29 protein-coding genes are annotated in these 26,365 nt (G+C 52.5%); 18 read left to right on the top strand and 11 right to left on the bottom strand.

Annotation, left to right across the window (positions count from 1 at the left end):
* Positions 1-37 precede the first annotated feature (37 nt).
* The 3 genes from HV127_RS27645 to hisP are packed head-to-tail and all read left to right on the top strand — an operon-like array spanning position 38 to position 2,218.
* A complete protein-coding gene (locus HV127_RS27645) occupies positions 38-724 on the top strand; it encodes a histidine ABC transporter permease HisQ (protein ID WP_112212966.1) in 687 nt (228 codons plus the stop codon).
* A complete protein-coding gene (gene hisM, locus HV127_RS27640; protein WP_112212967.1) occupies positions 721-1,437 on the top strand; it encodes a histidine ABC transporter permease HisM in 717 nt (238 codons plus the stop codon). The genes HV127_RS27645 and hisM overlap by 4 nt, the downstream gene beginning before the upstream one ends.
* Positions 1,438-1,444: 7 nt before the next feature.
* A complete protein-coding gene (gene hisP / locus HV127_RS27635; RefSeq protein ID WP_004852881.1) occupies positions 1,445-2,218 on the top strand; it encodes a histidine ABC transporter ATP-binding protein HisP in 774 nt (257 codons plus the stop codon).
* Between the two features lie 249 nt (positions 2,219-2,467).
* Here hisP and HV127_RS27630 read toward each other — a convergent pair whose 3' ends face one another.
* From HV127_RS27630 to yfcG, 6 genes are all read right to left on the bottom strand, one after another.
* On the bottom strand, positions 2,468-2,965 hold the full coding sequence (locus HV127_RS27630) for a GNAT family N-acetyltransferase (protein ID WP_182240873.1): 498 nt from the start codon (positions 2,963-2,965) through the stop codon (positions 2,468-2,470).
* 68 nt (positions 2,966-3,033) lie between these two features.
* On the bottom strand, positions 3,034-3,600 hold the full coding sequence (locus tag HV127_RS27625; RefSeq protein WP_182240133.1) for a DNA-binding protein: 567 nt from the start codon (positions 3,598-3,600) through the stop codon (positions 3,034-3,036).
* Between the two features lie 3 nt (positions 3,601-3,603).
* A complete protein-coding gene (locus HV127_RS32120; protein WP_182240871.1) occupies positions 3,604-3,858 on the bottom strand; it encodes a hypothetical protein in 255 nt (84 codons plus the stop codon).
* 237 nt (positions 3,859-4,095) lie between these two features.
* On the bottom strand, positions 4,096-4,989 hold the full coding sequence (locus HV127_RS27615; protein ID WP_182240131.1) for a TIGR01777 family oxidoreductase: 894 nt from the start codon (positions 4,987-4,989) through the stop codon (positions 4,096-4,098).
* Between the two features lie 19 nt (positions 4,990-5,008).
* A complete protein-coding gene (folX, locus tag HV127_RS27610; RefSeq protein ID WP_181485463.1) occupies positions 5,009-5,371 on the bottom strand; it encodes a dihydroneopterin triphosphate 2'-epimerase in 363 nt (120 codons plus the stop codon).
* 65 nt (positions 5,372-5,436) lie between these two features.
* Positions 5,437-6,066: a GSH-dependent disulfide bond oxidoreductase gene (gene yfcG, locus HV127_RS27605; protein ID WP_182240129.1), complete on the bottom strand. Its 630-nt coding sequence runs from the start codon at positions 6,064-6,066 to the stop codon at positions 5,437-5,439.
* Between the two features lie 162 nt (positions 6,067-6,228).
* On the opposite strand from yfcG, the gene yfcF reads away from it, so the two are divergent.
* Genes yfcF through yfcD form a run of 3 tightly spaced genes read left to right on the top strand, consistent with a single transcriptional unit; the run spans position 6,229 to position 8,095 of the window.
* On the top strand, positions 6,229-6,873 hold the full coding sequence (gene yfcF, locus HV127_RS27600; protein WP_182240127.1) for a glutathione transferase: 645 nt from the start codon (positions 6,229-6,231) through the stop codon (positions 6,871-6,873).
* A 57-nt stretch (positions 6,874-6,930) separates the two neighbouring features.
* Complete coding sequence (gene yfcE, locus HV127_RS27595; RefSeq protein WP_181485466.1) at positions 6,931-7,482, top strand: phosphodiesterase; 552 nt, start codon at positions 6,931-6,933, stop codon at positions 7,480-7,482.
* A gap of 58 nt (positions 7,483-7,540) precedes the next feature.
* Positions 7,541-8,095 carry an NUDIX hydrolase YfcD gene (gene yfcD / locus HV127_RS27590; protein WP_110272263.1) on the top strand — a complete coding sequence of 185 codons (555 nt, stop codon included), beginning with the start codon at positions 7,541-7,543 and terminating at the stop codon, positions 8,093-8,095.
* 4 nt (positions 8,096-8,099) lie between these two features.
* On the opposite strand, the gene HV127_RS27585 is transcribed toward yfcD, so the two are convergent.
* The gene (locus HV127_RS27585) at positions 8,100-9,119 is read right to left on the bottom strand and encodes a LacI family DNA-binding transcriptional regulator (RefSeq protein ID WP_112212975.1); all 1,020 of its coding nucleotides are present in this window, start codon (positions 9,117-9,119) and stop codon (positions 8,100-8,102) included.
* 235 nt (positions 9,120-9,354) lie between these two features.
* Here HV127_RS27585 and HV127_RS27580 point away from each other — a divergent pair, with 235 nt between their 5' ends.
* From HV127_RS27580 to HV127_RS27560, 5 genes are all read left to right on the top strand, one after another.
* Positions 9,355-9,798 (top strand): PTS sugar transporter subunit IIA, encoded by a 444-nt coding sequence (locus HV127_RS27580; RefSeq protein WP_182240125.1) that lies wholly within the window; start codon positions 9,355-9,357, stop codon positions 9,796-9,798.
* A 79-nt stretch (positions 9,799-9,877) separates the two neighbouring features.
* Positions 9,878-10,150: a PTS sugar transporter subunit IIB gene (locus tag HV127_RS27575; RefSeq protein ID WP_041146575.1), complete on the top strand. Its 273-nt coding sequence runs from the start codon at positions 9,878-9,880 to the stop codon at positions 10,148-10,150.
* Between the two features lie 20 nt (positions 10,151-10,170).
* Positions 10,171-11,562 (top strand): PTS ascorbate transporter subunit IIC, encoded by a 1,392-nt coding sequence (locus tag HV127_RS27570; RefSeq protein ID WP_181485469.1) that lies wholly within the window; start codon positions 10,171-10,173, stop codon positions 11,560-11,562.
* Positions 11,559-12,389: a transketolase gene (locus HV127_RS27565; RefSeq protein ID WP_182240123.1), complete on the top strand. Its 831-nt coding sequence runs from the start codon at positions 11,559-11,561 to the stop codon at positions 12,387-12,389. The genes HV127_RS27570 and HV127_RS27565 overlap by 4 nt, the downstream gene beginning before the upstream one ends.
* Positions 12,382-13,335, top strand: coding sequence for a transketolase family protein (locus HV127_RS27560; RefSeq protein ID WP_182240121.1), 954 nt, complete (start codon positions 12,382-12,384; stop codon positions 13,333-13,335). The genes HV127_RS27565 and HV127_RS27560 overlap by 8 nt, the downstream gene beginning before the upstream one ends.
* Positions 13,336-13,381: 46 nt before the next feature.
* Here the strand turns inward: HV127_RS27560 and pta are convergent, their stop codons facing one another.
* Both pta and ackA read right to left on the bottom strand, forming a co-directional pair.
* Positions 13,382-15,526 carry a phosphate acetyltransferase gene (pta, locus tag HV127_RS27555; RefSeq protein WP_182240119.1) on the bottom strand — a complete coding sequence of 715 codons (2,145 nt, stop codon included), beginning with the start codon at positions 15,524-15,526 and terminating at the stop codon, positions 13,382-13,384.
* Between the two features lie 76 nt (positions 15,527-15,602).
* The gene (gene ackA / locus HV127_RS27550) at positions 15,603-16,805 is read right to left on the bottom strand and encodes an acetate kinase (RefSeq protein WP_182240117.1); all 1,203 of its coding nucleotides are present in this window, start codon (positions 16,803-16,805) and stop codon (positions 15,603-15,605) included.
* 335 nt (positions 16,806-17,140) lie between these two features.
* On the opposite strand from ackA, the gene yfbV reads away from it, so the two are divergent.
* From yfbV to HV127_RS27530, 4 genes are all read left to right on the top strand, one after another.
* Complete coding sequence (gene yfbV / locus HV127_RS27545) at positions 17,141-17,596, top strand: terminus macrodomain insulation protein YfbV (protein ID WP_110272272.1); 456 nt, start codon at positions 17,141-17,143, stop codon at positions 17,594-17,596.
* An 86-nt stretch (positions 17,597-17,682) separates the two neighbouring features.
* Entirely contained in the window at positions 17,683-18,177 is a 495-nt protein-coding gene (locus tag HV127_RS27540; protein WP_112212982.1) for a YfbU family protein, read from the top strand.
* 11 nt (positions 18,178-18,188) lie between these two features.
* A complete protein-coding gene (locus HV127_RS27535; protein ID WP_182240115.1) occupies positions 18,189-18,848 on the top strand; it encodes a sugar phosphatase in 660 nt (219 codons plus the stop codon).
* A gap of 76 nt (positions 18,849-18,924) precedes the next feature.
* A complete protein-coding gene (locus tag HV127_RS27530; RefSeq protein ID WP_182240113.1) occupies positions 18,925-20,757 on the top strand; it encodes an SLC13 family permease in 1,833 nt (610 codons plus the stop codon).
* Positions 20,758-20,810: 53 nt separating this feature from the next.
* Here HV127_RS27530 and yfbR read toward each other — a convergent pair whose 3' ends face one another.
* Entirely contained in the window at positions 20,811-21,410 is a 600-nt protein-coding gene (gene yfbR / locus HV127_RS27525) for a 5'-deoxynucleotidase (RefSeq protein ID WP_182240111.1), read from the bottom strand.
* A gap of 87 nt (positions 21,411-21,497) precedes the next feature.
* A complete protein-coding gene (gene alaA / locus HV127_RS27520) occupies positions 21,498-22,715 on the bottom strand; it encodes an alanine transaminase AlaA (RefSeq protein WP_110272277.1) in 1,218 nt (405 codons plus the stop codon).
* A gap of 883 nt (positions 22,716-23,598) precedes the next feature.
* On the opposite strand from alaA, the gene HV127_RS27515 reads away from it, so the two are divergent.
* From HV127_RS27515 to nuoB, 3 genes are all read left to right on the top strand, one after another.
* Entirely contained in the window at positions 23,599-24,525 is a 927-nt protein-coding gene (locus HV127_RS27515) for a LysR family transcriptional regulator (protein ID WP_182240109.1), read from the top strand.
* A 653-nt stretch (positions 24,526-25,178) separates the two neighbouring features.
* Complete coding sequence (gene nuoA / locus HV127_RS27510) at positions 25,179-25,625, top strand: NADH-quinone oxidoreductase subunit NuoA (protein ID WP_004123140.1); 447 nt, start codon at positions 25,179-25,181, stop codon at positions 25,623-25,625.
* Positions 25,626-25,640: 15 nt separating this feature from the next.
* On the top strand, positions 25,641-26,315 hold the full coding sequence (gene nuoB / locus HV127_RS27505; RefSeq protein WP_002913178.1) for an NADH-quinone oxidoreductase subunit NuoB: 675 nt from the start codon (positions 25,641-25,643) through the stop codon (positions 26,313-26,315).
* Positions 26,316-26,365 lie beyond the last annotated feature (50 nt).

Below are 26,365 nucleotides of genomic sequence, written 5' to 3'. Positions count from 1 at the left end.
TGGCGCGCGATGGTTGATGACAGACAGGGCAGACAGCATGCTGTACGGGTTTTCACAGGTTATTTTTCAGGGCGCGCTGGTCACCCTCGAGCTGGCATTAAGCTCCGTTGTTCTGGCGGTGCTTATCGGTCTGGCCGGAGCCGGAGCCAAGCTTTCCAGCAATCGTCCGCTGGCGCTGATTTTTGAAGGCTATACCACTTTAATTCGCGGTGTGCCCGATCTGGTGCTTATGCTGCTGATTTTCTATGGATTACAGATAGCGCTCAATAGCGTGACCGATGCACTTGGTCTGGCGCAGTTTGATATCGACCCAATGGTGGCGGGGATTATCACGCTGGGATTTATCTATGGCGCCTATTTCACCGAAACCTTTCGCGGCGCTTTTCTGGCCGTACCGAAAGGGCATATCGAAGCGGCCACCGCTTTCGGATTCAGCAGCGGGCAGACTTTTCGCCGGATCCTGTTCCCGGCGATGATGCGCTATGCGCTGCCTGGAATAGGCAACAACTGGCAGGTGATACTCAAAGCGACAGCGCTGGTCTCGTTATTGGGACTGGAAGATGTGGTCAAGGCAACCCAGTTGGCAGGCAAAAGCACCTGGGAACCCTTTTACTTTGCCATCGTCTGCGGCCTGATTTATCTCGTATTTACAACGGTTTCCAATGGTGTACTGCTGATGCTTGAACGCCGTTATTCTGTAGGCGTGAAGAGGGCTGACCTGTGATTGAAATTATTCAGGAGTACTGGAAATCCCTGCTGTGGACTGACGGCTACCGCTTTACCGGGGTAGCGATTACGCTCTGGCTGCTGATCTCGTCAGTGGTGATGGGGGGCATTCTGGCGGTTTTTCTCGCCATTGGTCGCGTCTCAAGCAATAAATATATCCAGTTCCCCATCTGGCTGTTTACCTACATTTTTCGCGGTACGCCGCTGTACGTCCAACTGCTGGTGTTCTATTCCGGGATGTATACGCTGGAAGTTGTCAAAGGTACCGAGCTGCTAAATGCTTTCTTCCGTAGCGGCCTGAACTGTACGGTGCTGGCGCTGACGCTAAATACCTGTGCCTATACCACGGAGATTTTTGCCGGGGCGATTCGTTCGGTTCCTGCCGGGGAGATTGAAGCGGCGCGAGCGTACGGTTTTTCATCGGTCAAAATGTATCGCTGCATTATTTTGCCTTCCGCGCTGCGTATTGCTCTGCCTGCTTACAGCAACGAAGTGATTTTGATGTTGCACTCCACCGCGCTGGCTTTTACCGCGACGGTGCCGGACCTGCTGAAAATCGCCCGTGATATTAACTCGGCGACCTACCAGCCGTTTACTGCTTTTGGTATTGCCGCAGTACTGTATCTCATTATCTCGTATGTGCTGATTAGCTTGTTCCGCAGGGCGGAAAAGCGCTGGCTGCAGCATATCAAACCTTCTTCAACGCACTGAGAACGCCATGTCCGACAATAAATTAAACGTTATCGATCTCCATAAACGTTACGGCGAACACGAGGTGCTGAAAGGCGTCTCGCTGCGGGCGAAAGCCGGGGACGTTATCAGCATCATCGGTTCATCAGGTTCCGGCAAAAGTACCTTTTTGCGCTGCATTAACTTCCTTGAAAAGCCCAGCGAAGGCACGATTGTTGTTAACGGGCAGAATATTGGCCTGGTTCGTGATAAAGACGGGCAGCTCAAGGTCTCTGATAAAAACCAACTCCGCCTGTTGCGCACTCGCCTGACCATGGTGTTTCAGCACTTCAACCTGTGGAGCCATATGACGGTACTGGAAAACGTCATGGAAGCGCCGATTCAGGTTCTGGGGCTGAGCAAACAGGAAGCGCGCGATCGGGCGGTGAAATATCTGGCGAAAGTGGGTATTGATGAGCGCCAGCAGATTAAATACCCGGTCCACTTATCCGGTGGTCAGCAGCAGCGTGTATCCATCGCCCGCGCGCTGGCAATGGAGCCTGATGTGTTGCTGTTTGATGAACCAACGTCGGCGCTTGACCCGGAGCTGGTGGGCGAAGTGCTGCGTATCATGCAGCAACTGGCGGAAGAGGGGAAAACCATGGTTGTGGTGACGCATGAGATGGGGTTTGCCCGCCATGTTTCCTCGCACGTGATCTTCCTCCATCAGGGTAAAATTGAAGAAGAAGGGCACCCTGACGAAGTCTTCGGTAATCCGAAAAGCCAGCGCCTGCAGCAGTTCCTTAAAGGTTCCTTGAAGTAGTTTTCCGTTTTGTTCCGGCGGGATATTTTCCGCCGGGATGACAAAGAGCCTATGCCAGTAGGCGTAATCGTTGCAGGCAGTTTGGACACGGACAGCGCGCAAGAACCGGAGCGTACACGTAGTACGTGAGGATGATTCGCTCCGCTCCCCCTTCGGGCCGCCCTGAAGGGCGTTCAAAACTCTGTGAGTCTTGTCTGAGCACTGCCCAGGGCCAAACTGGCAAATAAGATAGCCCTAATGGGATAGGTTCTAACGCTCCAGCCGATATATCCAGTCATCGTAATCCACTCCGTTCAGGTGGTAGACTTTTTCGAGAACCTGAATGCGGATAAATCCCTGCTTTTCCAGCAGGCGGGAAGACCCCGCGTTAGTGCCCAACACCCACGCATTAATCGCCTGAACGCCGAGTTGGTTAAATCCGTAATCGCAAATGGTTTGTAGCGCTTCGCGGGCGTACCCCTGTCCCTGTGCTTCGGGGAGGAGGGCATAACCCACGTCTGCTTCATGCGGATTTTTACTGCTGATCCGCAGGCCGATATCACCCATCGCCGTGCCGCTGGCATCGCGCAGCACGAAGACGCCAGTATCTGCGCAGCGAGCCTCAAACAGCGTACGTAGAGCCGGTTCTTCAAGGATCTCACCCATAAAACGCATCACTTCCGGGTCTTGCCACAGACGCAGGAAAAAGGGCCAGTCGGATGAGTTAAATGGAGAAAGAAGTAAGCGCGGAGTGGTGAGCGTTATCATAAAACAGGCCATAGCGGTGGAGAGTCTATTCACCTTAACACCACAACGTACTGAATTATATGACGGTGTTATCCGATGCTTAACGAATCAACCCGGTGTTTTTCAAGCCCTTGAAGGTAGTGAAGGACGGTTTCGCTCTCCTGCGTAGCTCGCAATTGCAGCGCCAGATTCAGGTTATCCAGAACCTCGGCGTGGGCAACCAGCGGCGAGTCTTCGGGGATTCTGTTTTCCGTTACCAGCCAACCAACAATGGTTTTCCAGCGCCACAAAGGGGAATTGCCCTTAACGCGCTGCACCGGTCCAGGAAACTGACCTGAACCTCTCGCGCCATCTTTCAGCAGGGCGATGGCCTGCCGCGTCAGGCCGGTGAGTTCGGCAATATCGCTTAAACCTACCAGTGCGGAATCAACGGATTCAACTCGGGCGTTAAGGGAGGGCGCGGATTCGATATCTGCAATGGCTGACAGGATAGCCTGTTCAAGAGAGTCGCTTTCGCGATCGAAATCCAGATAGACTGCGGTACCGTAAAAGCAGACCAGGGCATCAGCGCAGCCCGCCGCATGCAGCGCATCTTCCAGACCCACGGTATGCGCGGTAACGCCGGAAAGCGTGAGGGTAAAATTATACAGCGCCATAATTTAGTCCTTCTTGTGGTTAATCTGAGCTGATAAAGGCACCTGACAGCGGTCAACCATTCTAATAATCTGCCGGGCGTGGTTAATGGGGACTGCCGGCGTTGACCAGATACTCATCATATGTTCCCGATGCCGGGCCGTCCCGCACATTAGCCGTCCAAAACAGTGGGCACTTTTACCGCCAGCGATAAAAATCCAACCCCTTGTGAGCGCATAGTCGATGGCTGCTCTGATATGTTTATCTGGATGTTCCTTCATCACTATGTCCTGGTTATTTTGAATACGATGTTGACGAATGTCAACGGGTAATGATGCAAAATTGCACACCAGGAGGTTATGACAGAGTGGAAAAATAATCACTGGAAGCAGATTCACAATTAAGCGGGTATTGAGCGAGCGGGTTTTGATTGTTGCGAGGCGGGTTCCATGGCGCGCTGGGGATTTATTTAAGTCAGGGAGACCGGCAAGGTCTCCCGGCGGCATAATAGCCCTGAGCTATCCCAGTACATCCTCCAGGGCTTCTTCCAGGTCATACCAACGAAAACCAAATCCGGCGGCTTCCAGGCGCTTCGGCAGCGCGCGCTGGCCGCCGAGTACCAGCACCGATGATTCGCCCATCAGCAGGCGAATAGCCGCCGCCGGAACGCGGAAAATCGCCGGGCGGTTCAGGGCGTGACCCAGCGCGTGGGCAAACTGTTCGTTACGCACCGGGTAAGGGGAAACCATATTAAACGGGCCGCGCAGGTCGTTATCCAGTAGCCACAGAATACCGTTGACCATATCGTCGATATGAATCCACGCCAGGTACTGTCTACCGCTGCCAATAGGGCCGCCGAGGCCGAGCTTAAATGCGGGGGTCATTTTGGCCAGAATACCGCCTCGTGGTGCCAGCACCACGCCGGTGCGCAGCAGGCAGACGCGGGTATGTTCGCTTTGCGCCTCGCAAGCGATCTGCTCCCAGCGGGCGCAAAGTTTGTGGGTGAATTCGTTATGCGGCGGCTCTTCTTCGGTGACCACTACTTCGCCAAGGTCACCGTAGTAACCGGCTGCGGAACCGCTAATCAGCGCTGACGGTGGAGCGTCGCTGGCGTTGATCAGCGTGACTAGTTTTTGAGTGATATCCCAGCGGCTGTGGCAGAGGCGCTGTTTCTGCTCTGCCGTCCAGCGTTTATCGGCGATGGGTTCGCCCGCCAGATTAATCACAGCATCAAAGCCGTTAAGGTTGGTCTGACCCTCGAAATCGCGCCACAGGGTGACGCGAGAATCGAGTCGTGATTTGGCCTTTTCCGGGCTGCGTGTTGAAACCGTTACGCTATGCCCAAGCTCCAGCAGCCGGGGTATCAGATGTCGGCCAATCAGACCGGTGCCACCAGTAAGCAGAATCTTCATACAGCCCCCTTATCTGCGTTTACCGCCGCCAGCTCATGGTCATGGATACCGAATCGGCGTAGCGCAGCGCATGCAGTTTATCGATCTCTACTTCAGCATATGTGACCCAGTGATGTTCGCGTGCGATGTCGAGCACATCCTGAGTTAATTTTTCCAGCAGAGAGAAACGGTTATTCTCGATATGGCTAATGATGCGCTTGGTGATAGTGCGGTAGTTCAGCGCATCGTTAATATCTTCACTGTTACGTGATTGATCCGCCGGGTAGTGGATAGCGACGTTAACCACCACATCCTGGCGGTTGGCGATCTCTTCCTCTTTGATACCAATAAAAGTACGCAGGCGCAGGTTCTTAATTCGAATAATGGCGTCTGGTTGAGACATTGCAGGTTTCCTCCGTATAGTAATTTCCGCAATCATACATCAAAGCATCCCGGGCGAGCAGGGGGTTAATTCGCTTGTATTTTTCGTAATGCCTCAACGGTGGCAGGGCGCTGGTGAATACGCTCAAACCAGTTACATACCGCGGGGAAATTGGCAAGATCCACGCGCTGACGCTGATGGGCATTAACCCATGGCCAGCAGGCGATGTCGGCGATGCTGTAGTGGTTTCCACCCAGCCAGGGACTCTGCTCAAGACGTCGGTTCAATACGCCATACAAACGTTGCGTTTCTACCTGATAGCGCTCAATAGCGTAGGGAACAGCCTGTGGGGCGAAATGGTTAAAATGATGATTTTGCCCGAGCATCGGGCCTAAACCGCCGACCTGCCAGAACAGCCACTGTAGCGTAACGTGGCGTTCGCGCAGTTCCCCACTAAGCAATTTGCCTGTTTTTTCCGCCAGATAAAGCAGGATCTCGCCGGATTCAAACAGGCTCAACGGCGAGCCGCCGTCTACGGGATTGTGGTCGACGATCGCCGGGATCTTGTTGTTCGGGGAGATGGCGAGAAATTGTGGATGAAACTGTTCACCTTTGCCAATATCGACCCGCATCATGCGCCAGGCCAGCCCTGCTTCTTCGAGGAAGATCGTAATTTTGTGGCCATTGGGGGTGGGTGCATAGTAAAGATCGATCATGAAGTCTCCCGCCGTCACAGGTCGCGCACTTTTTTCGAGTATAGGTGAACTGACGCGATTCGGTATAAGTATGCAAAATCCTCATGGCGGCGCTCAGTGACATCCCTTGAAAGACAAGATATGTTGGCTTATCGCCCCATTACATTAGCCATTGAGGATGCCATGAGCCAGCCTGCTATTACCCTGTGGTCCGATTCTGATTTTTTCTCGCCGTATGTGATGTCCGTGTATGTTGCTCTGCAGGAAAAGAGCCTGCCTTTTACCCTTAAAACCGTCAATCTCGACAGCGGCGAGCATCTGCAAAGCAGCTGGAAAGGCTATTCTGCTACCCGTCGCGTGCCGCTTCTGGAGGTCGATGATTTCTCCCTGAGCGAATCATCGGCGATTACCGAATATCTGGATGAACGCTTTGCGCCGCCGGAGTGGGAACGTCTCTATCCCCATGATCTGCAAAAGCGCGCGCGGGCACGTCAGGTGCAGGCCTGGCTGCGCAGCGATTTGATGCCGATTCGCGAAGAGCGTTCGACGATCGTAGTGTTTGCCGGAGCAAAGAAACCGCCGCTCAGCGAAGCCGGGCAGAAAAGCGCCGCGAAACTGTTTGAAACCGCCGGGGCGCTACTGGCGCAGGGCGGCCAGAATCTGTTTGGCGAGTGGTCCATTGTCGATACCGATCTCGCGTTGATGCTCAATCGACTGGTACTCAATGGCGATGAGGTACCAGCGGCGCTGGTAGAGTACGCCACCTTCCAGTGGCAGCGGGCGTCGGTTCAGCGCTACGTCGCACTGTCGGCTAAACGCGCGGGCTGATAAGCCTCAGCGGTTCCGTTATCATAGGCGCATCGTAATGCGTGGAGATGGAATAGTATGAAGCTGATGTTTGCATCGGATATCCACGGCTCTCTGCCCGCAACTGATCGCGTACTTGAACTGTTCGCGCAAAGTGGGGCACAGTGGCTGGTGATCCTTGGTGATGTGCTCAATCACGGGCCGCGTAACGCGCTACCCGAAGGTTATGCCCCTGCTCAGGTTGCGGATAAGCTGAATAGCGTGGCGGAGCGGGTGATTGCCGTGCGCGGCAATTGCGACAGCGAAGTCGACCAGATGCTGCTTCATTTCCCCATTACCGCTCCCTGGCAGCAGGTTTTAAGCGATCGCTTGCGCCTGTTTCTGACCCACGGACATCTGTATAGCCCCGATAATTTACCTCCGCTCGCCGCTGGCGATGTGCTGGCTTATGGTCATACTCATATTCCGGTTGCTGAGAAACGCGGTGAGATTTTTCTCTTCAATCCCGGCTCGGTCAGCATTCCCAAAGGGGGATTTTCCCCCAGCTACGGCCTTCTGGATGAGGGGCGATTGCAGGTTTTAGCACTCGATGATCATCAGGTTATTGCAGAGGTCGCAATTTACCCGTAATTTACCCCACAACCGTATAGACGCGCCGCGAGAGCGCTTTAAAAAGTAAGGTTTCCTGATGGCGGAACAGAACGATTTGGCAAGCACAGAATGGGTCGATATTGTTAATGAAAACAATGAGGTGATAGCACAATCCAGCCGCGAACAAATGCGTGCGGAGTGTCTGCGTCATCGGGCGACCTACATTGTTGTTCATGATGGGATGGGCAAAATCCTCGTGCAGCGCCGTACCGAAACTAAGGATTTCCATCCGGGAATGCTGGATGCCACCGCGGGTGGCGTGGTGCAGGCGGATGAGCAAATGTTGGAGTCCGCGCGCCGCGAAGCGGAAGAGGAACTCGGCATCGCCGGTGTCCCCTTTGCCGACCACGGACAGTTCTACTACGAAGATAAACACTGCCGCGTCTGGGGTGGCCTGTTTAGCTGCGTATCGCACGGACCTTTCGCCCTGCAAGAAGAGGAAGTGAGTGAAGTGTGCTGGCTGACGCCGGTGGAGATCACCGCACGCTGCGACGAGTTCACGCCGGATTCATTGAAAGCGCTGGCTCTATGGATGACCCGTAATGCTAATAATGAGTCATCGAAAGCTGAAAAACAGGAAGAGGCGGAGTAACCGCCTAACAGCTATCCCGCAGGCATAAGCTGGAGGTGATGGGCTTTCTGTCGCTCCAGCTCCCCTCATTCAGGCGCTCCAGTAGCGCACGCCCTGCCTCAATGCCAATCTTGTGGTGCGGCACCGCCATCGTGGTTAACGGCGGTTGGCAAACCCGACTGACATCGCTATCTCCAAAACCAACGACGGCTAAATCGTCAGGAACTTTAATACGCCGACGCTGGCATTCATACAGTGCGCCGCATGCCAGTTCATCGGAAACGCAAACCAGCGCATCCAGCTCCGGCCAGGCCAGTAAAAACTCAGGCAGTTGTGAAGCGCCGGTGGAAAAATTGGGTGGCAGGGCGGCGTTAATCACCCGATTGGGCGACATATGGTGGCGCAGCATCGCTTTATACCAGCCTTGCAAATGCTGCTGAAAAATCCACTGCTCCTGGTTGGCGCACAGTAGACCAATATTCTGGTAGCCGCGGTGGATGAGCATTTCCGTGAGTTCGAACATCGCTGCGACGTTATCAATACCGATATTCATGTCGAGGGGATCGGCGCGCATCGCACCCATTTCCATCACCGGAATTGAGGCGTTCTTCAGCCAATGGCGTACAGTATCGCTATGCTCAACGCTAAGCAGGATGGCGGCGGCGATATTGGAAGCCAACAGGGTTTCCAGCAGTTTCTCTTCCTGCTCCAACCGGTGCTGTGACTCCGCCAGCATGATTTGATAGCCCGCAGGCTGTAAGACTTGCTGAAGTCCGGCAAACATTGCTGAACATCCCGACTCAGCAAGATTTGGCACCACCATCGCTATTGTTCTTGAAGAGGCTGAAGCCAGCGCGCTGGCGGCAAGGTTGGGCATATATCCCAGTTCCTGCACTGCCGCTTCAATTTTTTCACGCAGTTTATCGGAAACCTGCTCCGGCGTGCGCAGAGCACGGGAAACGGTCATCGTGCCCACACCAGCAAGCTGAGCAACATCGGCGATCGTCACTTTGCCGGTACTACGCCGTTTTCGGGTTAGAGACATACACATTCCTGTTGAACAGACGCTTTTTATCATCATCCATCACTTCACGTGTTTGGCAGTATACGCCTTAAATGCCTACTTTTTTTGCGTTTTCACATGATGATGATGAATTGATAGCGCTATCACAAATCTGAATGTTATCTGTTGGTAGCGCTATCTTTGTGATCGTTCTCGCAGTTAACTGTTGGTAGCTTGAATAAAGTTTGCTCATCTTTTGCTGATAACGAGGGACAAGATGCTTAAAACATGGATCTCTGATGCAACCATTACGCTCCAGCAGGAAGTAGAAACCTGGCCGCAGGCGCTGGATCTCTGCGCCGGGTCGTTGCTTGAATCCGGCGTCATCGCTCCTGAGTATGTGAAGGCGATCGTTGAGCAACACCATAAACTGGGGCCGTACTATGTGCTGGCTCCGGGGTTGGCAATGCCGCATGCGCGGCCGGAAGAGGGGGCGAAAGGCTTAGGTTTATCGCTACTGAAGCTGGAACAGGGCGTGTCATTTGGTTCTGAAGAGTTCGACCCGGTTGATATTATTATTATGCTTGCGGCACCGGATAAGCACAGCCACATCGAAATGATCTCCGCGCTAGCGGAATTATTTTCCAGTGATGAAGATATGGAAAAATTACATCAGGCGAAAACCCTGGAGGAGATAAAAACAATAATTGCACGATTCTGAGTTAATTCGATAATCCGATTTATAACCCATTACGCGCTAGCGTGATGCGGACGAACTCTACCCAAAAAAGGTGATAATAATGAAAATCATGGCAATTTGTGGTTCAGGCCTGGGCAGTAGTTTTATGGTTGAGATGAATATTAAAAAAGTGCTTAAAAAACTTGAAATAGAAGCTGAAGTGGAGCACTCCGATCTCTCATCGGCAACGCCGGGCGCGGCAGATTTATTTGTGATGGCAAAAGATATTGCCGCCAGCGCCAGCGTGCCGGAAAGCCAGCTGGTGGTGATCACCAACATCATCGACATTAATGAACTCGAAGCGCAGCTGCGCGCGTGGTTCGCCAAACAATAACTCTTTATAGCGAGGCGGATATGTTTATCCTTGAAACGCTGAATTTTGTTGTCGATATTCTTAAGGTACCCTCCGTTCTGGTCGGGTTAATTGCGCTAATTGGTCTGGTAGCGCAAAAGAAATCTTTTTCCGATGTCGTGAAAGGAACGATAAAAACTATTCTGGGTTTTATCGTTCTGGGTGGTGGTGCGACGGTATTAGTCGGCTCTCTTAATCCGCTAGGGGGAATGTTTGAGCATGCCTTTAATATTCAGGGGATTATTCCTAATAACGAGGCGATTGTTTCTATTGCTCTGGAAAAATATGGTGCTTCAACCGCGCTGATTATGGCATTTGGGATGGTGGCAAATATTCTGGTCGCGCGCTTTACGCGTCTGAAATACATCTTCCTGACCGGGCATCACACCTTCTATATGGCCTGTATGATCGGCGTGATCCTCACCGTGGCGGGCTTCGAAGGCGTCGGACTCGTGTTTACCGGCTCGCTGATTCTCGGACTGGTGATGGCGTTCTTCCCGGCGCTGGCGCAGCGCTATATGAAGCGGATTACCGGTACCGATGATATCGCTTTCGGCCACTTCGGTACGCTGGGCTATGTGCTCTCAGGCTGGATTGGCAGCGTCTGCGGCAAAGGCTCTCGCTCGACCGAAGAGATGAATCTGCCGAAGAACCTGAGCTTCCTGCGCGACAGCTCCATCTCCATTTCGCTGACCATGATGATTATCTATTTGATTATGGCGGTGAGTGCAGGGCGTGAGTATGTTGAAAGCACCTACAGCGGCGGCCAGAACTATCTGGTGTACGCCATTATTATGGCGATTACCTTCGCCGCCGGGGTGTTCATCATCCTGCAAGGGGTTCGTCTGATTCTGGCGGAGATTGTACCGGCTTTTACCGGCTTCTCGGAAAAGCTGGTGCCAAATGCGCGCCCTGCGCTGGACTGTCCGGTTGTTTACCCCTACGCCCCCAATGCCGTGCTGATTGGTTTCCTGTTTAGCTTCCTCGGTGGTCTGGTCGGGTTATTCCTCTGCGGGCAGTTTAAGTGGGTATTGATTTTGCCGGGCGTGGTGCCGCACTTCTTTACCGGTGCGACTGCCGGGGTGTTCGGCAATGCTACCGGTGGTCGTCGTGGGGCAATGATCGGTGCTTTTGCCAACGGTCTGCTGATCACCTTCCTGCCTGTGCTGCTGCTACCGGTGCTGGGGGCGATTGGTTTTGCCAACACCACCTTCTCTGATGCGGACTTCGGCGCGGTAGGGATTGTGCTCGGTAATCTGGCGCGCTACCTGTCACCGATGGCGATTACGGGTCTTGTCGTGGCGTTGTTCGCACTGCTGGTGGCCTACAACATTTTTGCGAAAAAGAAATCTGCGGGCGGTAGCGCGCAGGAGAACAGCGGAGCCAAATCATGAATGTGAAAGAAGTGACCCAACTGGCGCGAGACATTCGCGTCTCCACCTTAAAATCGCTGACGAATCTGGGTTTTGGTCACTATGGCGGCAGTATGTCGGTGGTGGAAACGCTGGCGGTGTTATATGGCGCGGTAATGAAAATCGACCCCGCCGATCCGGACTGGTCGGAGCGCGATTACTTTGTACTGTCGAAAGGTCATGCGGGCCCGGCGTTATACAGTACGTTAGCCATCAAGGGCTATTTCCCATTGGAAGAGCTAAGCACGCTCAACCATAACGGTACGCGCCTGCCCAGCCATCCGGATAGGCTGAAAACGCGCGGCGTCGATGCCACAACCGGATCGCTGGGGCAGGGGATTTCTATCGCTGGCGGTATGGCGTTGTCGCATAAGCTGGCGGGGCGCGCGAATCGCGTATTCTGCATCGTCGGCGACGGCGAGCTGAATGAAGGCCAGTGCTGGGAAGCGTTCCAGTTTATCGCCCACCATCGGCTGAATAACCTGACGGTGTTTGTTGACTGGAATAAGCTCCAGCTTGACGGCTCGCTGGATGACATTATTTGTGCTTTCAATCTGGAAGATAAATTCCGTGCCTTTGGTTTTGATGTTGTCACGGTGAAAGGGGATGACATTTCCGGACTGCTGGCGGCGGTTCAGCCGATACCGTCTGCAGATGCACGTCCGCGCGTGGTGATCCTTGATAGCATTAAAGGGCAGGGCGTGCCGTATCTTGAGCAGCTCAGTAATAACCATCACCTGCGTCTGACGGATGAGATGAAAGAGGCGCTGAACGAGACGATTCGCCAACTGGAGGCCGCACATGATTAAGGTTGCACCCGCAGGACAAAAAGATAGCGTAGAGATGCGCAAGGTGTACGCCAGATTCATCACGCAAGAGATTGAAGCGGGCGGCCCGATTATTGCCCTGGAAGCGGACTTGATGAGCTCAATGGCGATGGATGGCGTGGCGCGGGAGTATCCGCAGCATGTGATCAACTGCGGCATTATGGAAGCCAACGTGATTGGCACCGCCGCCGGGCTGGCGTTGACCGCACGCAAGCCATTTGTTCATACCTTTACCGCCTTCGCCAGCCGTCGCTGCTTTGACCAGCTATTTATGTCGCTGGATTATCAGCGTAATAACGTCAAAGTGATCGCCTCGGATGCGGGCATTACCGCCTGCCATAATGGCGGAACCCATATGTCGTTTGAGGATATGGGCATTGTGCGCGGCCTGGCGCACTCGGTGGTGCTGGAAGTGACTGATGCGGTGATGTTCGACGATATTCTGCGCCAGCTTATCAATCTTGACGGTTTCTACTGGGTGCGCACGATCCGTAAACAGGCGCCGAGCGTGTATGCGGCGGGCTCAACGTTTACCATCGGCAAGGGTAACGTGCTGCGCGAAGGTGAAGATATCACACTGATCGCCAACGGCATTATGGTGGTAGAAGCGCTGGAAGCGGCGCGTCAGCTCGAACAGGAAGGGGTCAGCGCGGCAGTGATTGATATGTTTACCTTGAAGCCTATCGACCGCATGCTGGTGAAAAACTATGCTGAAAAAACCGGGCGTATTGTCACCTGTGAAAACCATAGTATTCATAATGGCCTGGGATCGGCGGTGGCGGAGGTATTGGTGGAAACCTGTCCGGTACCGATGCGTCGCGTGGGAGTGAAAGAACGCTATGGTCAGGTGGGAACGCAGGACTTTTTGCAGAAGGAGTATGGCCTGACGGCGCATGATATTGTCTCGGCGGCGCGAGAGCTGCTGTAAATAAAAAGGCGACCAAACGGTCGCCTTTTTTCATGCCGGGGGCAGATTATGCTTGCTGCTGAGACGACTGAATTGCGGTCAGAGCGATGGTGTAGACGATATCGTCTACCAGCGCGCCACGGGACAGGTCGTTCACTGGCTTACGCATACCCTGCAGCATTGGTCCGATGGAGATCAGGTCGGCAGAACGCTGTACGGCTTTATAAGTGGTGTTACCGGTGTTCAGGTCCGGGAAGATGAACACGGTAGCGCGACCCGCAACCGGAGAGTTCGGCGCTTTGGATTTCGCAACATCAGCCATTACCGCGGCGTCGTACTGCAGCGGGCCGTCGATCATCAGGTCAGGACGTTTTTCCTGCGCCAGACGAGTCGCTTCGCGTACTTTCTCTACATCGCTGCCTGCGCCAGAGGTGCCGGTGGAGTAGGAGAGCATCGCAACGCGCGGTTCGATACCGAAAGCAGTTGCAGAGTCTGCAGACTGAATGGCGATTTCAGCCAGCTGTTCTGCCGTTGGGTCCGGGTTAATCGCGCAGTCGCCGTAAACGTAAACCTGTTCCGGCAGCAGCATGAAGAACACGGAAGAAACCAGCGAGCTGCCCGGTGCAGTTTTGATCAACTGCAGCGGCGGACGGATGGTGTTCGCAGTGGTATGAACCGCACCGGAAACCAGACCGTCAACATCGTCTTGTTCCAGCATCAGGGTACCGAGAACCACGTTATCTTCCAGCTGTTCGCGGGCGACGGTTTCGGTCATACCTTTGTTTTTACGCAGTTCGACCAGACGAGCAACGTAGCTTTCGCGAACCACTTCTGGATCAACGATTTCAACACCTGCGCCCAGCTCAACGCCCTGCGATGCCGCAACGCGGATGATCTCATCCGGGTTACCCAGCAGCACGCAGGTGGCGATACCGCGTTCAGCACAGATCGCGGCAGCTTTAACGGTACGCGGTTCGTCACCTTCCGGCAGAACAACGCGTTTGCCGGCTTTACGCGCCAGCTCGGTGAGCTGATAGCGGAAGGCTGGCGGAGAGAGGCGACGGCTGCGCTCGGAAGTTGCGGTCAGGGATTCAATCCAGTCAGCGTTGATGTAGTTAGCAACGTATTCCTGAACTTTCTCGATGCGCGCGTGATCGTCAGCTGGTACTTCGAGGTTAAAGCTCTGCAGGCTGAGAGAGGTCTGCCAGGTGTTGGTGTTAACCATGAATACCGGCAGGCCGGTCGCAAATGCACGTTCGCACAGCTTGCTTACACGAGGGTCCATTTCATAGGCCCCGGTCAGCAGGATAGCGCCGATTTCTACGCCGTTCATCGCTGCCAGACAGGCTGCAACCAGCACGTCAGGACGGTCTGCAGAGGTCACCAGCAGAGAACCGGCACGGAAGTGTTCCAACATATGCGGGATGCTACGTGCACAGAAGGTCACAGACTTCACGCGGCGAGTATTAATGTCGCCTTCGTTAATGATGGTGGCGTTCAGATGATGCGCCATATCAATTGCACGAGTGGCAATCAGATCGAAGCTCCATGGCACTGCGCCAAGAACCGGTAGCGGGCTACCGTTTTGCAGCAGAGCCGGGTCAATTTTCACGACTTTCGCTTTGGAAGAGTCATCGAAAATTTCGGACAGGTCCGGGCGGGTGCGACCCTGCTCATCAACCGGAGCGTTCAGCTTGTTGACGATAACGCCGGTAATGCTGGTGTTTTTCGCGCCGCCGAAGCTGCTGCGAGTCAGTTCCATGCGTTCTTTCAGCTGTTCCGGAGTATCGGTGCCCTGAGACATCACGAAGACGATTTCCGCGTTCAGCGTTTTGGCAATTTCGTAGTTCAGCGACTGGGCAAACTGATGCTTGCGGGTCGGCACCAGGCCTTCAACCAGCACGACTTCAGCATCCTGAGCATTAGCATGGTAGTTGGCGATGATCTCTTCCATCAGCACGTCTTTCTGGTTGCTGGAAAGCAGCGACTCAACGTGGCTCATTTTTAACGGTTCTGCGGCCGGAAGGTCGGAGTTCGCGCGAATGATGGTAGTGGTCTGGTCTGGTGCATCGCCACCAGCACGCGGCTGGGCGATAGGTTTAAAGACGCTCAGACGAACGCCTTTACGTTCCATAGCACGGATAACGCCGAGGCTGACGCTGGTCAGGCCTACGCTGGTTCCGGTAGGGATCAACATGATTGTACGGGACACGATATATCCTCTTTCGTTACCGCCAGTATCGGGCGGGATACAAAACAGCACCGCCAGCTAGGCTGGCGGTGTGGAATCAAGCGGTCAGACGGTTGGCGTCTTGCGCGATGACCAGCTCTTCGTTGGTCGGAATGACGACAGCCGGGCGGGTGCCTTCTTTGTTGATGAAGCCAGACTTGCCGAAGCGGGCAGCCAGGTTGCGTTCGTGATCAACTTCGAAGCCCAGAACGCCCAGTTTGCCCAGGGATAGTTCGCGAACCATAGCCGCGTTCTCACCGATACCACCGGTAAACACAACTGCGTCCAGACGACCGTCCATCAGCGCGGTATAGGAACCGATGTATTTTGCCAGGCGATGGCAGTAAACGTCCATTGCACGTTTAGCATCTGCTTTTTCTTTGTAGTTGTCTTCAACATAGCGGCAGTCGCTGGTCACTTCGGTCAGACCGAGCAGACCGGACTCTTTGGTCAGCATTTTGTTGATAGCGTCTACGCTCATGCCAAGGGCATCGTGCAGATGGAAAATGATTGCTGGATCGATGTCACCAGAACGGGTGCCCATGACCAGACCTTCCAGCGGGGTCAGACCCATAGAAGTATCAACGCATTTACCGTTGCGGATAGCAGAAACGGAACCACCATTGCCCAGGTGGCAGGTGATGATGTTCAGTTCGTCAACCGGTTTGTTCAGAACCTTAGCGGCTTCCTGAGTCACATAGAAGTGGCTGGTGCCGTGCGCGCCGTAGCGACGTACGCCGTGCTCTTTGTACAGGCTGTACGGCAGGGCATAAAGGTAAGACTCTTCCGGCATGGTCTGATGGAACGCGGTGTCAAACACGGCAACGTTCTTGTCTTTCAGATGCGGGAAGGATTTCAGTGCTTCTGCGATACCGATCAGGTGCGCTGGGTTGTGCAGTGGAGCGAAAGATGCGGAATCTTTGATACCCTGGATGACGGAGTCATCAATCACTACGGAGCTGGTGTATTTCTCGCCGCCGTGAACGATACGATGGCCAATAGAGGTTATCTGAGCGGACAGTTCTGGTTTTTGTGCCAGAATAGTGTTAACGATAAAGTTAAGTGCTTCACTGTGAGCAGCGCCCGCGCCTAATTCGGCTTCTTGCTTGCTGCCGTCCATTTTCCATTTGATACGGGCTTCCGGAAGATGGAAACATTCAGCTAAACCGGACAGGTATTCGTCACCGTTTAGGGCATCAAGGATAGCGAATTTCAGAGAGGAGCTACCGCAGTTCAGAACCAGTACTAACTTACTCGACATGGAAGTACCTTTTATGATACGTGGCTAAAAAAACGTCAGTGTGTCACAAAGCGTAGCGCAGGATGACATCGACATTTATGATTAACATCATGCCTTGAACGTTTTTGGGCATGATGGGAGAAGTACATTTGATTTTATGCCATTTTGCCTAATTTTCAGCTAATGGCAGAATATGCGATAATTTGACTAATCTGGTAAAAGGGTCTAACTGCCCTTCAGGTCGGCACAGAATACCTGATTGCGTAACCATTGCCAAAATCTTTTGAACGTTGTCATGCACAGTTGGTGTTTTGCACGAATTTTTTAAGTTTTATATGTAAAGTTGAGGTAAAGCCATGTCCAGTCCCGAGAATCGCCCCGTTAGCTTTTTTGGCTTGTTTCGCCATGGGCAGCACTACGCAAAGACCTGGCCTCTGGATAAACGTCTCGCTCCGGTATTTATCGAAAACCGCATTATTCGCGCCACCCGCTATGCGATTCGCATTATGCCGCCAGTCGCTATCTTCACACTGTGCTGGCAAATCGCCCTTGGTGGGCAATTAGGTCCAGCTGTCGCCACGGCGCTGTTTGCGCTAAGCCTGCCGATGCAAGGTTTATGGTGGCTGGGGAAACGTTCAGTCACGCCGCTGCCGCCATCGGTGCTGAATTGGTTTTATGAAGTTCGCGGTAAATTGCAGGAGGCGGGGCAGGCGCTGGCGCCGGTTGACGGCAAGCCCGATTACCAGGCTTTAGCTGACACGCTTAAGCGCGCCTTCAAACAACTGGATAAAACTTTCCTGGATGATTTGTAATTGCATCAGGAAAACGCATATAAAAGAAGGCGCATGATTCATGCGCCTTCTTTTTTCACGCCAAAAAGTGCTACAGGAGTCAAAAAATGGAAATGACCAATGCGCAGCGTCTGATTTTATCTAATCAGTACAAGATGATGACGATGCTCGACCCGGACAACGCTGAACGTTACCGTCGTCTACAGACCATCATTGAGCGTGGATATGGGTTGCAGATGCGCGAGCTGGACCGCGAATTTGGCCAGCTGACAGAGGAAACCTGCCGTACCGTCATTGATATCATGGAGATGTATCACGCATTGCATGTCTCCTGGACTAACCTGAAGGATTCCAGCGGAATCGACGAGCGTCGGGTGACTTTCCTTGGCTTTGACGTGGCGACCGAAGCCCGCTACCTGGGATATGTTCGCTTTATCGTTAACATTGAAGGGCGTTACAGCCATTTCGACGCCGGGACTCACGGCTTCAATTCGCAAACCCCGATGTGGGAAAAATACCAGCGTATGCTTAACGCCTGGCACTCTTGCCCGCGTCAGTATCATTTAAGCAGCAACGAAATTAATCAAATTATCAATGCCTGATGGAGGTTCCCGTGCAGTGTAAAGGTTTCCTGTTTGATCTTGACGGGACATTGGTCGATTCGTTACCGGTAGTGGAACGTTCGTGGTGCAAATGGGCGGATCGGTTCGGTATCCCGCACGATGAAGTATTGAACTTCATTCATGGCAAACAGGCGATAACCTCGTTGCGTCATTTTCTACCCGGCCGCAGCGAAGAAGAGATTCAGGCCGAGTTCACCCGGCTGGAAACGGTAGAGGCGACGGATACGGATGGCATAACGGCGCTGCCTGGGGCGGTTGCGTTACTTAATACTCTCGACCAGGCCGGTATTCCCTGGGCGATCGTAACGTCGGGTTCGATACCTGTCGCCCATGCACGTCACCGTGCGGCGGGGTTGCCTGACACCAATGTTTTCGTCACCGCCGAGCGCGTGAAACACGGAAAGCCCGCTCCGGACGCTTATCTGCTGGGGGCTGAACTGTTGGGTCTGGAGCCGAAAGATTGCGCTGTCGTGGAGGATGCCCCTGCCGGGCTGCTCTCCGGGCTGACTGCTGGCTGCCGGACTATCGCAGTAAATGTGCCTGCGGATGCGCCGCGGCTTGATGAAGCAGATTTTGTGTTAACGACGCTTGAAAACCTGAAGGTTGAGCGTCTGGCCGACGGCAATGTGAATGTTAGCCTTAAAGACTAATCTCATGATTTAGCCCCGCACTGGCGGGGCTTTTTTATGCCAAACTTCCAACTCCATCTTCTGACAAGGATAAGTTGTGAACGGTGAATTGATTTGGGTGTTATCTCTTCTTGCCGTAGCCGTAGTGCTCTTTGCCACCGGAAAAGTGCGCATGGACGCTATCGCACTGTTAGTCATTGTTGCTTTTGTTCTTAGCGATACGCTGACCCTCAGCGAAGCTTTCTCAGGTTTTAGCGATCCCAACGTCATTCTTATCGCCGCGCTATTTATTATTGGCGATGGTCTGGTGCGTACCGGGGTCGCTACCAAAATGGGATCCTGGCTGGTGAAGGTTGCCGGTAACAGCGAAACCAAAATGCTGGTGTTTCTCATGCTTACCGTTGCCGGATTGGGCGCTTTTATGAGCTCAACGGGCGTGGTGGCTATTTTTATTCCTGTGGTGCTTAGCGTTTCAATGCGCATGAATACGTCGCCCTCGCGCCTGATGATGCCGCTCAGTTTCGCCGGACTGATCAGTGGGATGATGACCCTGGTCGCCACGCCTCCCAACCTGGTGGTCAACAGCGAGCTTTTACGTGAAGGGTTACAGGGATTTAGCTTTTTTAGCGTCACGCCAATAGGCCTGGTGGTACTGGTATTGGGTGTTTTCTATATGCTGGTGATGCGCTTCATACTCAGAGGGGAAGAGAGCGAGCAAGCGCGTGATGGCCGTAAAAGAAGCACTTTCCGCGATTTAATCAAAGATTACCATCTGACGGGGAGAGCGCGCCGTCTGGCAATTCGTCCCGGATCGCCAATGATTGGCCAGCGCCTGGATGATCTGAAACTGCGCGAACGCTACGGTGCGAACGTTATCGGGGTTGAGCGCTGGAGACGTTTTCGGCGAGTTATCGTTAACGTAAATGGAGTATCGGAATTTCGCGCTCGCGATGTACTGCTGATCGATATGTCCGCCTCGGATGTGGATTTACGCCAGTTCTGCGGCGAGCAAATGCTCGAGCCAATGATCCTGCGCGGCGAGTATTTTTCCGACCAGGCTCTGGACGTAGGCATGGCGGAGGTCTCGCTGATCCCCGATTCCGAGCTGATAGGCAAAACGGTGCGCGAAATCGCTTTCCGTACTCGTTTTGATCTAAACATCGTGGGTTTAAAGCGTGATGGTAAAGCCCTTGATGGCGCGGTGACCGATGAGTCTTTGCAACTTGGCGATATCATGCTGGTGGTCGGTAACTGGCGGCAAATTGCCCTGCTGGCTAAGCGAGGCCGCGACTTTGTGGTGCTGAATATGCCAATTGAAGTCAACGACGCCTCACCTGCGCACAGTCAGGCACCACACGCCATTTTCTGTCTGGTGCTGATGGTGGCGCTGATGCTGACTGACGAAATTCCCAACCCGATAGCGGCGATTATCGCCTGTTTGCTGATGGGTAAATTCCGTTGTATTAACGCCGAGAGCGCATACAAAGCGATTCACTGGCCGAGTATTATTTTGATTGTCGGGATGATGCCTTTTGCCCTGGCGTTGCAAAAAACCGGCGGTGTGGATCTGGTGGTTAAAGGGTTAATGGATGTGGCGGGAAGCAGAGGGCCCTATCTGATGTTGGGTTGTTTGTTTGTAATGTGCGCGACAATCGGGCTGTTTATTTCTAACACCGCCACCGCGGTGCTGATGGCGCCCATTGCGCTGGCAGCGGCCAAATCGATGGGAGTATCGCCTTATCCCTTCGCCATGGTGGTGGCAATGGCGGCTTCAGCGGCGTTTATGACGCCTGTATCGTCGCCGGTGAATACGCTGGTGCTTGGGCCGGGTAAGTATTCATTCAGCGATTTCGTAAAGATTGGTGTACCGTTTACCGTGTTGGTTATGGTGGTGTGTGTACTACTGATCCCGGTGCTGTTTCCGTTCTGATTCCGCAGAGAAATCGCCCCGGTCATGCATCTGCTGACCGGGGATAAGCCTGTTTATAAAGGTGAGTCCTGGCTAATTTCATCCAGTGAAAGATGGAAGCTTGGCACAAATACCTGCATAAAATAGTCCATCTCCTCGCTGCGGCGTGATTCCAGCGTTTTCTCAAGACGACCTTTGGCCAGCAGAAACTCATTGTTGCCCGCCGACAGTTCTTCCAGGCACTTAAGATAGGCGCATAGCGCATCAGCCTGTTTAACGAGGGATTTCTCCTCATCGCTATAGTGATGCTCGTCAATCAGCGGCTCAAAAATATCGCGTAATTCATCAGGAACCATATCGATCAGCTTCTGCTGAGCGATTTTCTCGATGGCTTTGTATTCTTGCGCAATCTGCGAGTTGAAATACTTCACTGGAGTAGGAAGATCGCCGGTCAGGACTTCCGAAGCATCATGGTACATCGCTAACAATGCAATCCGTTCGGCATTAACCTGGCCGCCGAATTTACGATTTTTAATGGCTGCCAGCGCATGGGCAACCATCGCCACCTGCAAACTGTGTTCGGAGACGTTTTCGGTGCGTACATTGCGCATCAGCGGCCAGCGGCCGATCAGTTTCAGGCGGGAGAGGTGGGCAAAGAAATGACTCTGACTCATAGGAACCCTTAATCAGTAACAACGTCGAGGGTCATTGTGCGCAGGGATTGCCGCCGGATGCAAATTCCGGCGGCGGGTCAGACGATATCAGAGCTGATGGTAACCGGAAAGGAAACGACCAAAGCGGGTAATCGCTAGTTCCAGATCGTCTTCACGCGGGAGGGTGACAATACGCACGTGATCCGGCCACGGCCAGTTGAATGCCGTGCCCTGAACCAATAGCACTTTTTCCTGTAGCAGGAAATCCAGCACCATCTTCTGGTCATCGTGGATATTAAAGCGTTTGGCGTCGATTTTCGGGAACATATACAGCGCGCCTTTCGGCTTGGTGCAGGATACGCCAGGAATTTCGTTAATGAGCTCCCACGCGCGATTACGCTGTTCGTATAAACGCCCACCGGGAACGATAAACTCGCTGATGCTCTGATATCCGCCAAGCGCCGTTTGAATCGCGTGCTGAGCCGGGACGTTGGCGCACAGGCGCATAGAGGCCAGCATCTCCAGGCCTTCAATATAGCCCTTCGCGTGCTTCTTCGGCCCGTTAAGCACCATCCAGCCCTGACGGAAGCCTGCAACGCGGTATGTTTTTGACAGGCCGTTAAAGGTGATGGTGAGCAGGTCCGGCGCCAGCGGCGCGATAGAGTGGTGCTGTGCGTGATCGTAGAGGATCTTGTCGTAGATCTCATCGGCGAAAATAATCAGATTATGCTGACGGGCGATCTCAACGATCTCCATCAGCAGCTCTTTTGAATACACTGCACCCGTTGGGTTATTCGGGTTGATAATCACAATGCCGCGAGTACGTGGAGTGATTTTAGCGCGGATATCATCGAGGTCCGGGAACCAGTCGGAAGACTCATCACAAAGGTAGTGCACCGCTTTTCCGCTGGAAAGAGACACTGCGGCGGTCCATAAAGGATAATCGGGCGCGGGTACCAGCATCTCATCGCCGCTATTAAGCAGCGCCTGCATGGCCTGCACGATAAGCTCAGAAACCCCGTTACCGATATAGATATCTTCGACCGTGACATCGCGCATGCCGCGGGCCTGGTAGTGCTGCATAATGGCTTTGCGGGCGGAATAGAGGCCCTTAGAGTCGCAGTAGCCCTGAGCTGTCGGGAGATTGCGGATGACGTCGACGAGAATTTCATCAGGTGCGTCAAAGCCAAACGGCGCCGGGTTGCCGATGTTCAGCTTCAGGACTTTATTGCCTTCTTCTTCAAGGCGTTTAGCCTCTTTCAGAACCGGGCCTCGGATATCGTAACAGACGTTATCTAACTTGCTGGATTTTTCGATGGGGGACATGAACCTTTGACCTTTTAGCTGTTATCGCCACTCCCTGCCGTGGAAGTCAGCACGGAATAATGTACTCCGCATCCCCGCTGTTTTGAAGGGTTAACAGGAGAAGATTTTGCCATAAATGTTTTTTTAGTGTAATCAATTTGTCTGTGAAATGGTCAGTCAGTATATACAATATACCTAATATGCTTAATGTCGTGGTTTTATGTTGTGCATGCATGATTTTTTATGAAGCTTTATCTGGTTTGTACTTAAGGAGGGCGACGGTTGATGGTTTTTTGCGCATAAAACACGTTATCCATTTTTGATAAACTTTAACTCACAATACGCTGAAATTTGTAACAAACGTGGCAGTCATTTTTTAATGGAAAACATTTAATAAATTAATGAATCTTATTTTTTGAAAGGAATATTCTTAGATTTGTGAATTTAATTAAAGTGCTGAAAAATGTTTAAAATTATCTGAGATAATACTGAATAACACTTATAAATATTGCGGTTTTCGGTTAGAATATCGCCGTTAATAGTGATATGCCGCTATGTCAGGCAGCGTTTTTATTAATACATTGTTATTGCAGGTTTTTTTGTTTGTCTTCCCGATTGCTGCAACAAACTTTACTTGCTTGTGGAGCGCGGTTAATGGTCGTTGATAGCTATTTTTTTTGCGTTACATCACATAAAGCGGGAATGTCCTAATTAAAAGCGGTTAGGCCTACGAACAAAATATTACTCAAAAATTTCGCACATTTGCTGCGGACGAGTGCTTTCAAATGCAATAACGTTCTTCCAGTTGTTCATCCATTGCGGATAACACGAGGCTTAAGGAATAGCCGGAAGCTGGACACAGCATCAACAAGGCAAGAATCAGTCGCCTGTAAGTGAAGCAACTATGATAAATGAAAATCGCCCGATACTAAATTTAGACCTCGATTTACTGAGAACCTTTGTTGCCGTCGCCGATCTCAATACGTTTGCCGCTGCCGCCGTGGCGGTGTGTCGCACACAGTCGGCGGTAAGCCAGCAGATGCAACGACTGGAGCAGCTGGTTGGAAAAGAACTCTTTGCTCGCCACGGGCGCAATAAATTACTTACGGAACAGGGTATTCAGCTACTGGGGTATGCGCGGAAAATTCTGCGCTTCAATGACGAAGCCTGCATGTCGTTAATGTTCGGCAGCCTACAGGGAACGCTAACCATCGGTGCATCCGATGAGACGGCAGATACAATTTTACCGTTCTTATTGAATCGAATCGGAAGCTTTTATCCTAAATTGACGCTGGAAATCAAAGTTCTCAGCCATGTTGATGTAGTAGAGATGCTAAAGAATGGGGTGATTGATCTCGCGCTGACAACCCGTCAAACGGACAACTTTGAGACGTTGACGTTACGTCGCTCGCCGACGCTGTGGTACTGCGCAGCAGATTATGACCTTCCACAAGGCGAATCTATACCGCTTATTTTACTGGATGCGCCGGGTCCGTTCCGGGAGGATATCATTTCGGTACTCAATACGGCCCAGTTGCCCTGGCATCTGGCCCATGCGGCATCCTCACTGGCGGGCGTTAAGGCTGCGGTGAAGGCTGGGCTTGGCGTGACCGCACAACCCGTTGAAATGATGAACCCAGCGCTCCGGGTGCCAGGCAGGAGCGATGGCTTACCTGTTTTGCCGGATACACACTATGTGTTGCTCTGCGATCCACAGAAGGCCAATGAGTTAGCTCGCACCATTTTCCAGTCTTTAAGTGCGGATCGCGAACTGTTGTCGACAGAGCATGTTTATACCCCTGAAGGGGGAGATAATTCCCTGGTTTCCTGAAGGGCAAAAAGCTAACAAACGTCACAAAAACTAGTAACAAAATGTAAGTGTAAAAAAGAACCACAGAAAGCTGAAATGGGCACTGTGGTTCTTTTTTTTCAAATTTTATTGAAGAATTGAATATATTATTGATTTGTTTTTATTAAAATCAGTGAGTTAGTTTTGCGCTTCATCCCACTTCTGTACTTTTCTCGGCACTTTCAATACTTCCTGCTAATGTTAAAAAACCGGATGGTTTGTTGCTGTTTTTGGGGTTCAATTAACAAAAGCGTGTCACAGATCAAGAAAATACCCCTCCTTAGGGGGAGGAATCGTGGCTAAATCCTGTCAAAATAGCCGGGTAATTTTGATTTACGATGGAAACGGACACGATTCAACAGCATTAAATCCGAATGGTATGCAAGGTTATTCCGCATCAAAGGGCATTTAATGTTAATGAAAAAAATCCAATGTAAATTAATGTTGTTAAAACTTTTGTTGAAGTTGACAAAAGGTTAATGAAAGGAGTAAAAAGCCACCGCAACTGGCCTTCCGCATCAACCAGGGACGCTTTTTTGCACGGCTATTTTTTTTATTCCTCCCCGTGAAACGCTGTGGCGTTCATCTGCCAGTAAGAGCAGAGGGTTTTAGCGCTACACTTTTTTGGTTAAGCAATGCGTATGTCAACATCCACTGAAGTCATCGCTCATCATTGGGCATTCGCTATATTTCTCATCATCGCTATCGGTCTGTGCTGCCTGATGCTTGTCGGCGGCTGGTACCTTGGCGGACGCGCACGCGCGCGTAGCAAGAACACGCCATTTGAATCCGGGATCGACTCCGTTGGTTCAGCTCGCTTACGCCTTTCTGCGAAGTTTTATCTGGTTGCCATGTTCTTCGTTATCTTCGACGTGGAAGCCCTGTATCTCTACGCATGGTCGACTTCTATCCGCGAAAGCGGCTGGGTCGGCTTTGTGGAAGCCGCAATTTTCATTTTAGTGTTACTGGCTGGTCTGGTTTACCTCGTTCGCATCGGCGCACTGGACTGGACGCCTGCGCGTTCCCGTCGCACGCTGGTTAACCCGGAAACAGACAGTCCCACTAACCGTCATACGCAGTAAAAGCGAGGCAATAAGATGGATTATACGCTCACCCGCATCGATCCTAACGGTGAGAACGACCGTTACCCCCTGCAAAAACAGGAGATCGTAACTGACCCCCTTGAGCAAGAAGTCAACAAAAGCGTGTATATGGGGAAGCTCGAACACGCGTTGCATGACATGGTGAACTGGGGCCGTAAGAACTCAATCTGGCCTTATAACTTTGGCCTTTCTTGCTGCTATGTGGAAATGGTGACGTCCTTTACCGCAGTGCACGATGTTGCACGTTTTGGCGCCGAAGTGCTGCGTGCTTCCCCGCGTCAGGCGGACCTGATGGTAGTGGCGGGCACCTGCTTCACCAAAATGGCCCCGGTTATTCAGCGTCTTTATGACCAGATGCTGGAGCCAAAGTGGGTTATCTCCATGGGTGCATGCGCTAACTCCGGCGGTATGTACGATATTTACTCTGTCGTACAGGGTGTGGATAAGTTCATTCCGGTTGATGTTTACATCCCGGGCTGCCCGCCGCGTCCGGAAGCTTATATGCAGGCGCTGATGCTGCTGCAGGAATCCATTGGTAAAGAGCGCCGTCCTCTCTCGTGGGTGGTTGGCGATCAGGGCGTGTATCGCGCCAACATGCAGTCGGAACGCGAGCGTAAACGCGGCGAACGTATTGCAGTGACCAATCTGCGGACTCCGGACGAGATTTAACTTGCGCCTGCGGGCGGGAAAAAGACTTCGCAAATCAATCTACTAAAGCA

The sequence above is a fragment of the Klebsiella sp. RHBSTW-00215 genome (assembly GCF_014103785.1).
Taxonomy (GTDB): Bacteria; Pseudomonadota; Gammaproteobacteria; order Enterobacterales; family Enterobacteriaceae; genus Klebsiella.
The sequence above is the reverse complement of the archived record's forward strand: the minus strand, read 5'-3'. Positions and strand labels throughout refer to the sequence as shown.

Bases quoted from the DNA above. Each gene is read 5' to 3' on its own strand.
- HV127_RS27645 (WP_112212966.1), top strand. From the start codon at position 38: ATGCTGTACGGGTTTTCACAGGTTATTTTTCAGGGCGCGCTGGTCACC.
- hisP (WP_004852881.1), top strand. From the start codon at position 1,445: ATGTCCGACAATAAATTAAACGTTATCGATCTCCATAAACGTTACGGC.
- HV127_RS27630 (WP_182240873.1), bottom strand. From the start codon at position 2,965: ATGATAACGCTCACCACTCCGCGCTTACTTCTTTCTCCATTTAACTCA.
- HV127_RS27625 (WP_182240133.1), bottom strand. From the start codon at position 3,600: ATGGCGCTGTATAATTTTACCCTCACGCTTTCCGGCGTTACCGCGCAT.
- HV127_RS32120 (WP_182240871.1), bottom strand. From the start codon at position 3,858: ATGAAGGAACATCCAGATAAACATATCAGAGCAGCCATCGACTATGCG.
- HV127_RS27615 (WP_182240131.1), bottom strand. From the start codon at position 4,989: ATGAAGATTCTGCTTACTGGTGGCACCGGTCTGATTGGCCGACATCTG.
- folX (WP_181485463.1), bottom strand. From the start codon at position 5,371: ATGTCTCAACCAGACGCCATTATTCGAATTAAGAACCTGCGCCTGCGT.
- yfcG (WP_182240129.1), bottom strand. From the start codon at position 6,066: ATGATCGATCTTTACTATGCACCCACCCCCAATGGCCACAAAATTACG.
- yfcF (WP_182240127.1), top strand. From the start codon at position 6,229: ATGAGCCAGCCTGCTATTACCCTGTGGTCCGATTCTGATTTTTTCTCG.
- yfcE (WP_181485466.1), top strand. From the start codon at position 6,931: ATGAAGCTGATGTTTGCATCGGATATCCACGGCTCTCTGCCCGCAACT.
- yfcD (WP_110272263.1), top strand. From the start codon at position 7,541: ATGGCGGAACAGAACGATTTGGCAAGCACAGAATGGGTCGATATTGTT.
- HV127_RS27585 (WP_112212975.1), bottom strand. From the start codon at position 9,119: ATGTCTCTAACCCGAAAACGGCGTAGTACCGGCAAAGTGACGATCGCC.
- HV127_RS27580 (WP_182240125.1), top strand. From the start codon at position 9,355: ATGCTTAAAACATGGATCTCTGATGCAACCATTACGCTCCAGCAGGAA.
- HV127_RS27575 (WP_041146575.1), top strand. From the start codon at position 9,878: ATGAAAATCATGGCAATTTGTGGTTCAGGCCTGGGCAGTAGTTTTATG.
- HV127_RS27570 (WP_181485469.1), top strand. From the start codon at position 10,171: ATGTTTATCCTTGAAACGCTGAATTTTGTTGTCGATATTCTTAAGGTA.
- HV127_RS27565 (WP_182240123.1), top strand. From the start codon at position 11,559: ATGAATGTGAAAGAAGTGACCCAACTGGCGCGAGACATTCGCGTCTCC.
- HV127_RS27560 (WP_182240121.1), top strand. From the start codon at position 12,382: ATGATTAAGGTTGCACCCGCAGGACAAAAAGATAGCGTAGAGATGCGC.
- ackA (WP_182240117.1), bottom strand. From the start codon at position 16,805: ATGTCGAGTAAGTTAGTACTGGTTCTGAACTGCGGTAGCTCCTCTCTG.
- yfbV (WP_110272272.1), top strand. From the start codon at position 17,141: ATGTCCAGTCCCGAGAATCGCCCCGTTAGCTTTTTTGGCTTGTTTCGC.
- HV127_RS27540 (WP_112212982.1), top strand. From the start codon at position 17,683: ATGGAAATGACCAATGCGCAGCGTCTGATTTTATCTAATCAGTACAAG.
- yfbR (WP_182240111.1), bottom strand. From the start codon at position 21,410: ATGAGTCAGAGTCATTTCTTTGCCCACCTCTCCCGCCTGAAACTGATC.
- alaA (WP_110272277.1), bottom strand. From the start codon at position 22,715: ATGTCCCCCATCGAAAAATCCAGCAAGTTAGATAACGTCTGTTACGAT.
- HV127_RS27515 (WP_182240109.1), top strand. From the start codon at position 23,599: ATGATAAATGAAAATCGCCCGATACTAAATTTAGACCTCGATTTACTG.
- nuoA (WP_004123140.1), top strand. From the start codon at position 25,179: ATGCGTATGTCAACATCCACTGAAGTCATCGCTCATCATTGGGCATTC.
- nuoB (WP_002913178.1), top strand. From the start codon at position 25,641: ATGGATTATACGCTCACCCGCATCGATCCTAACGGTGAGAACGACCGT.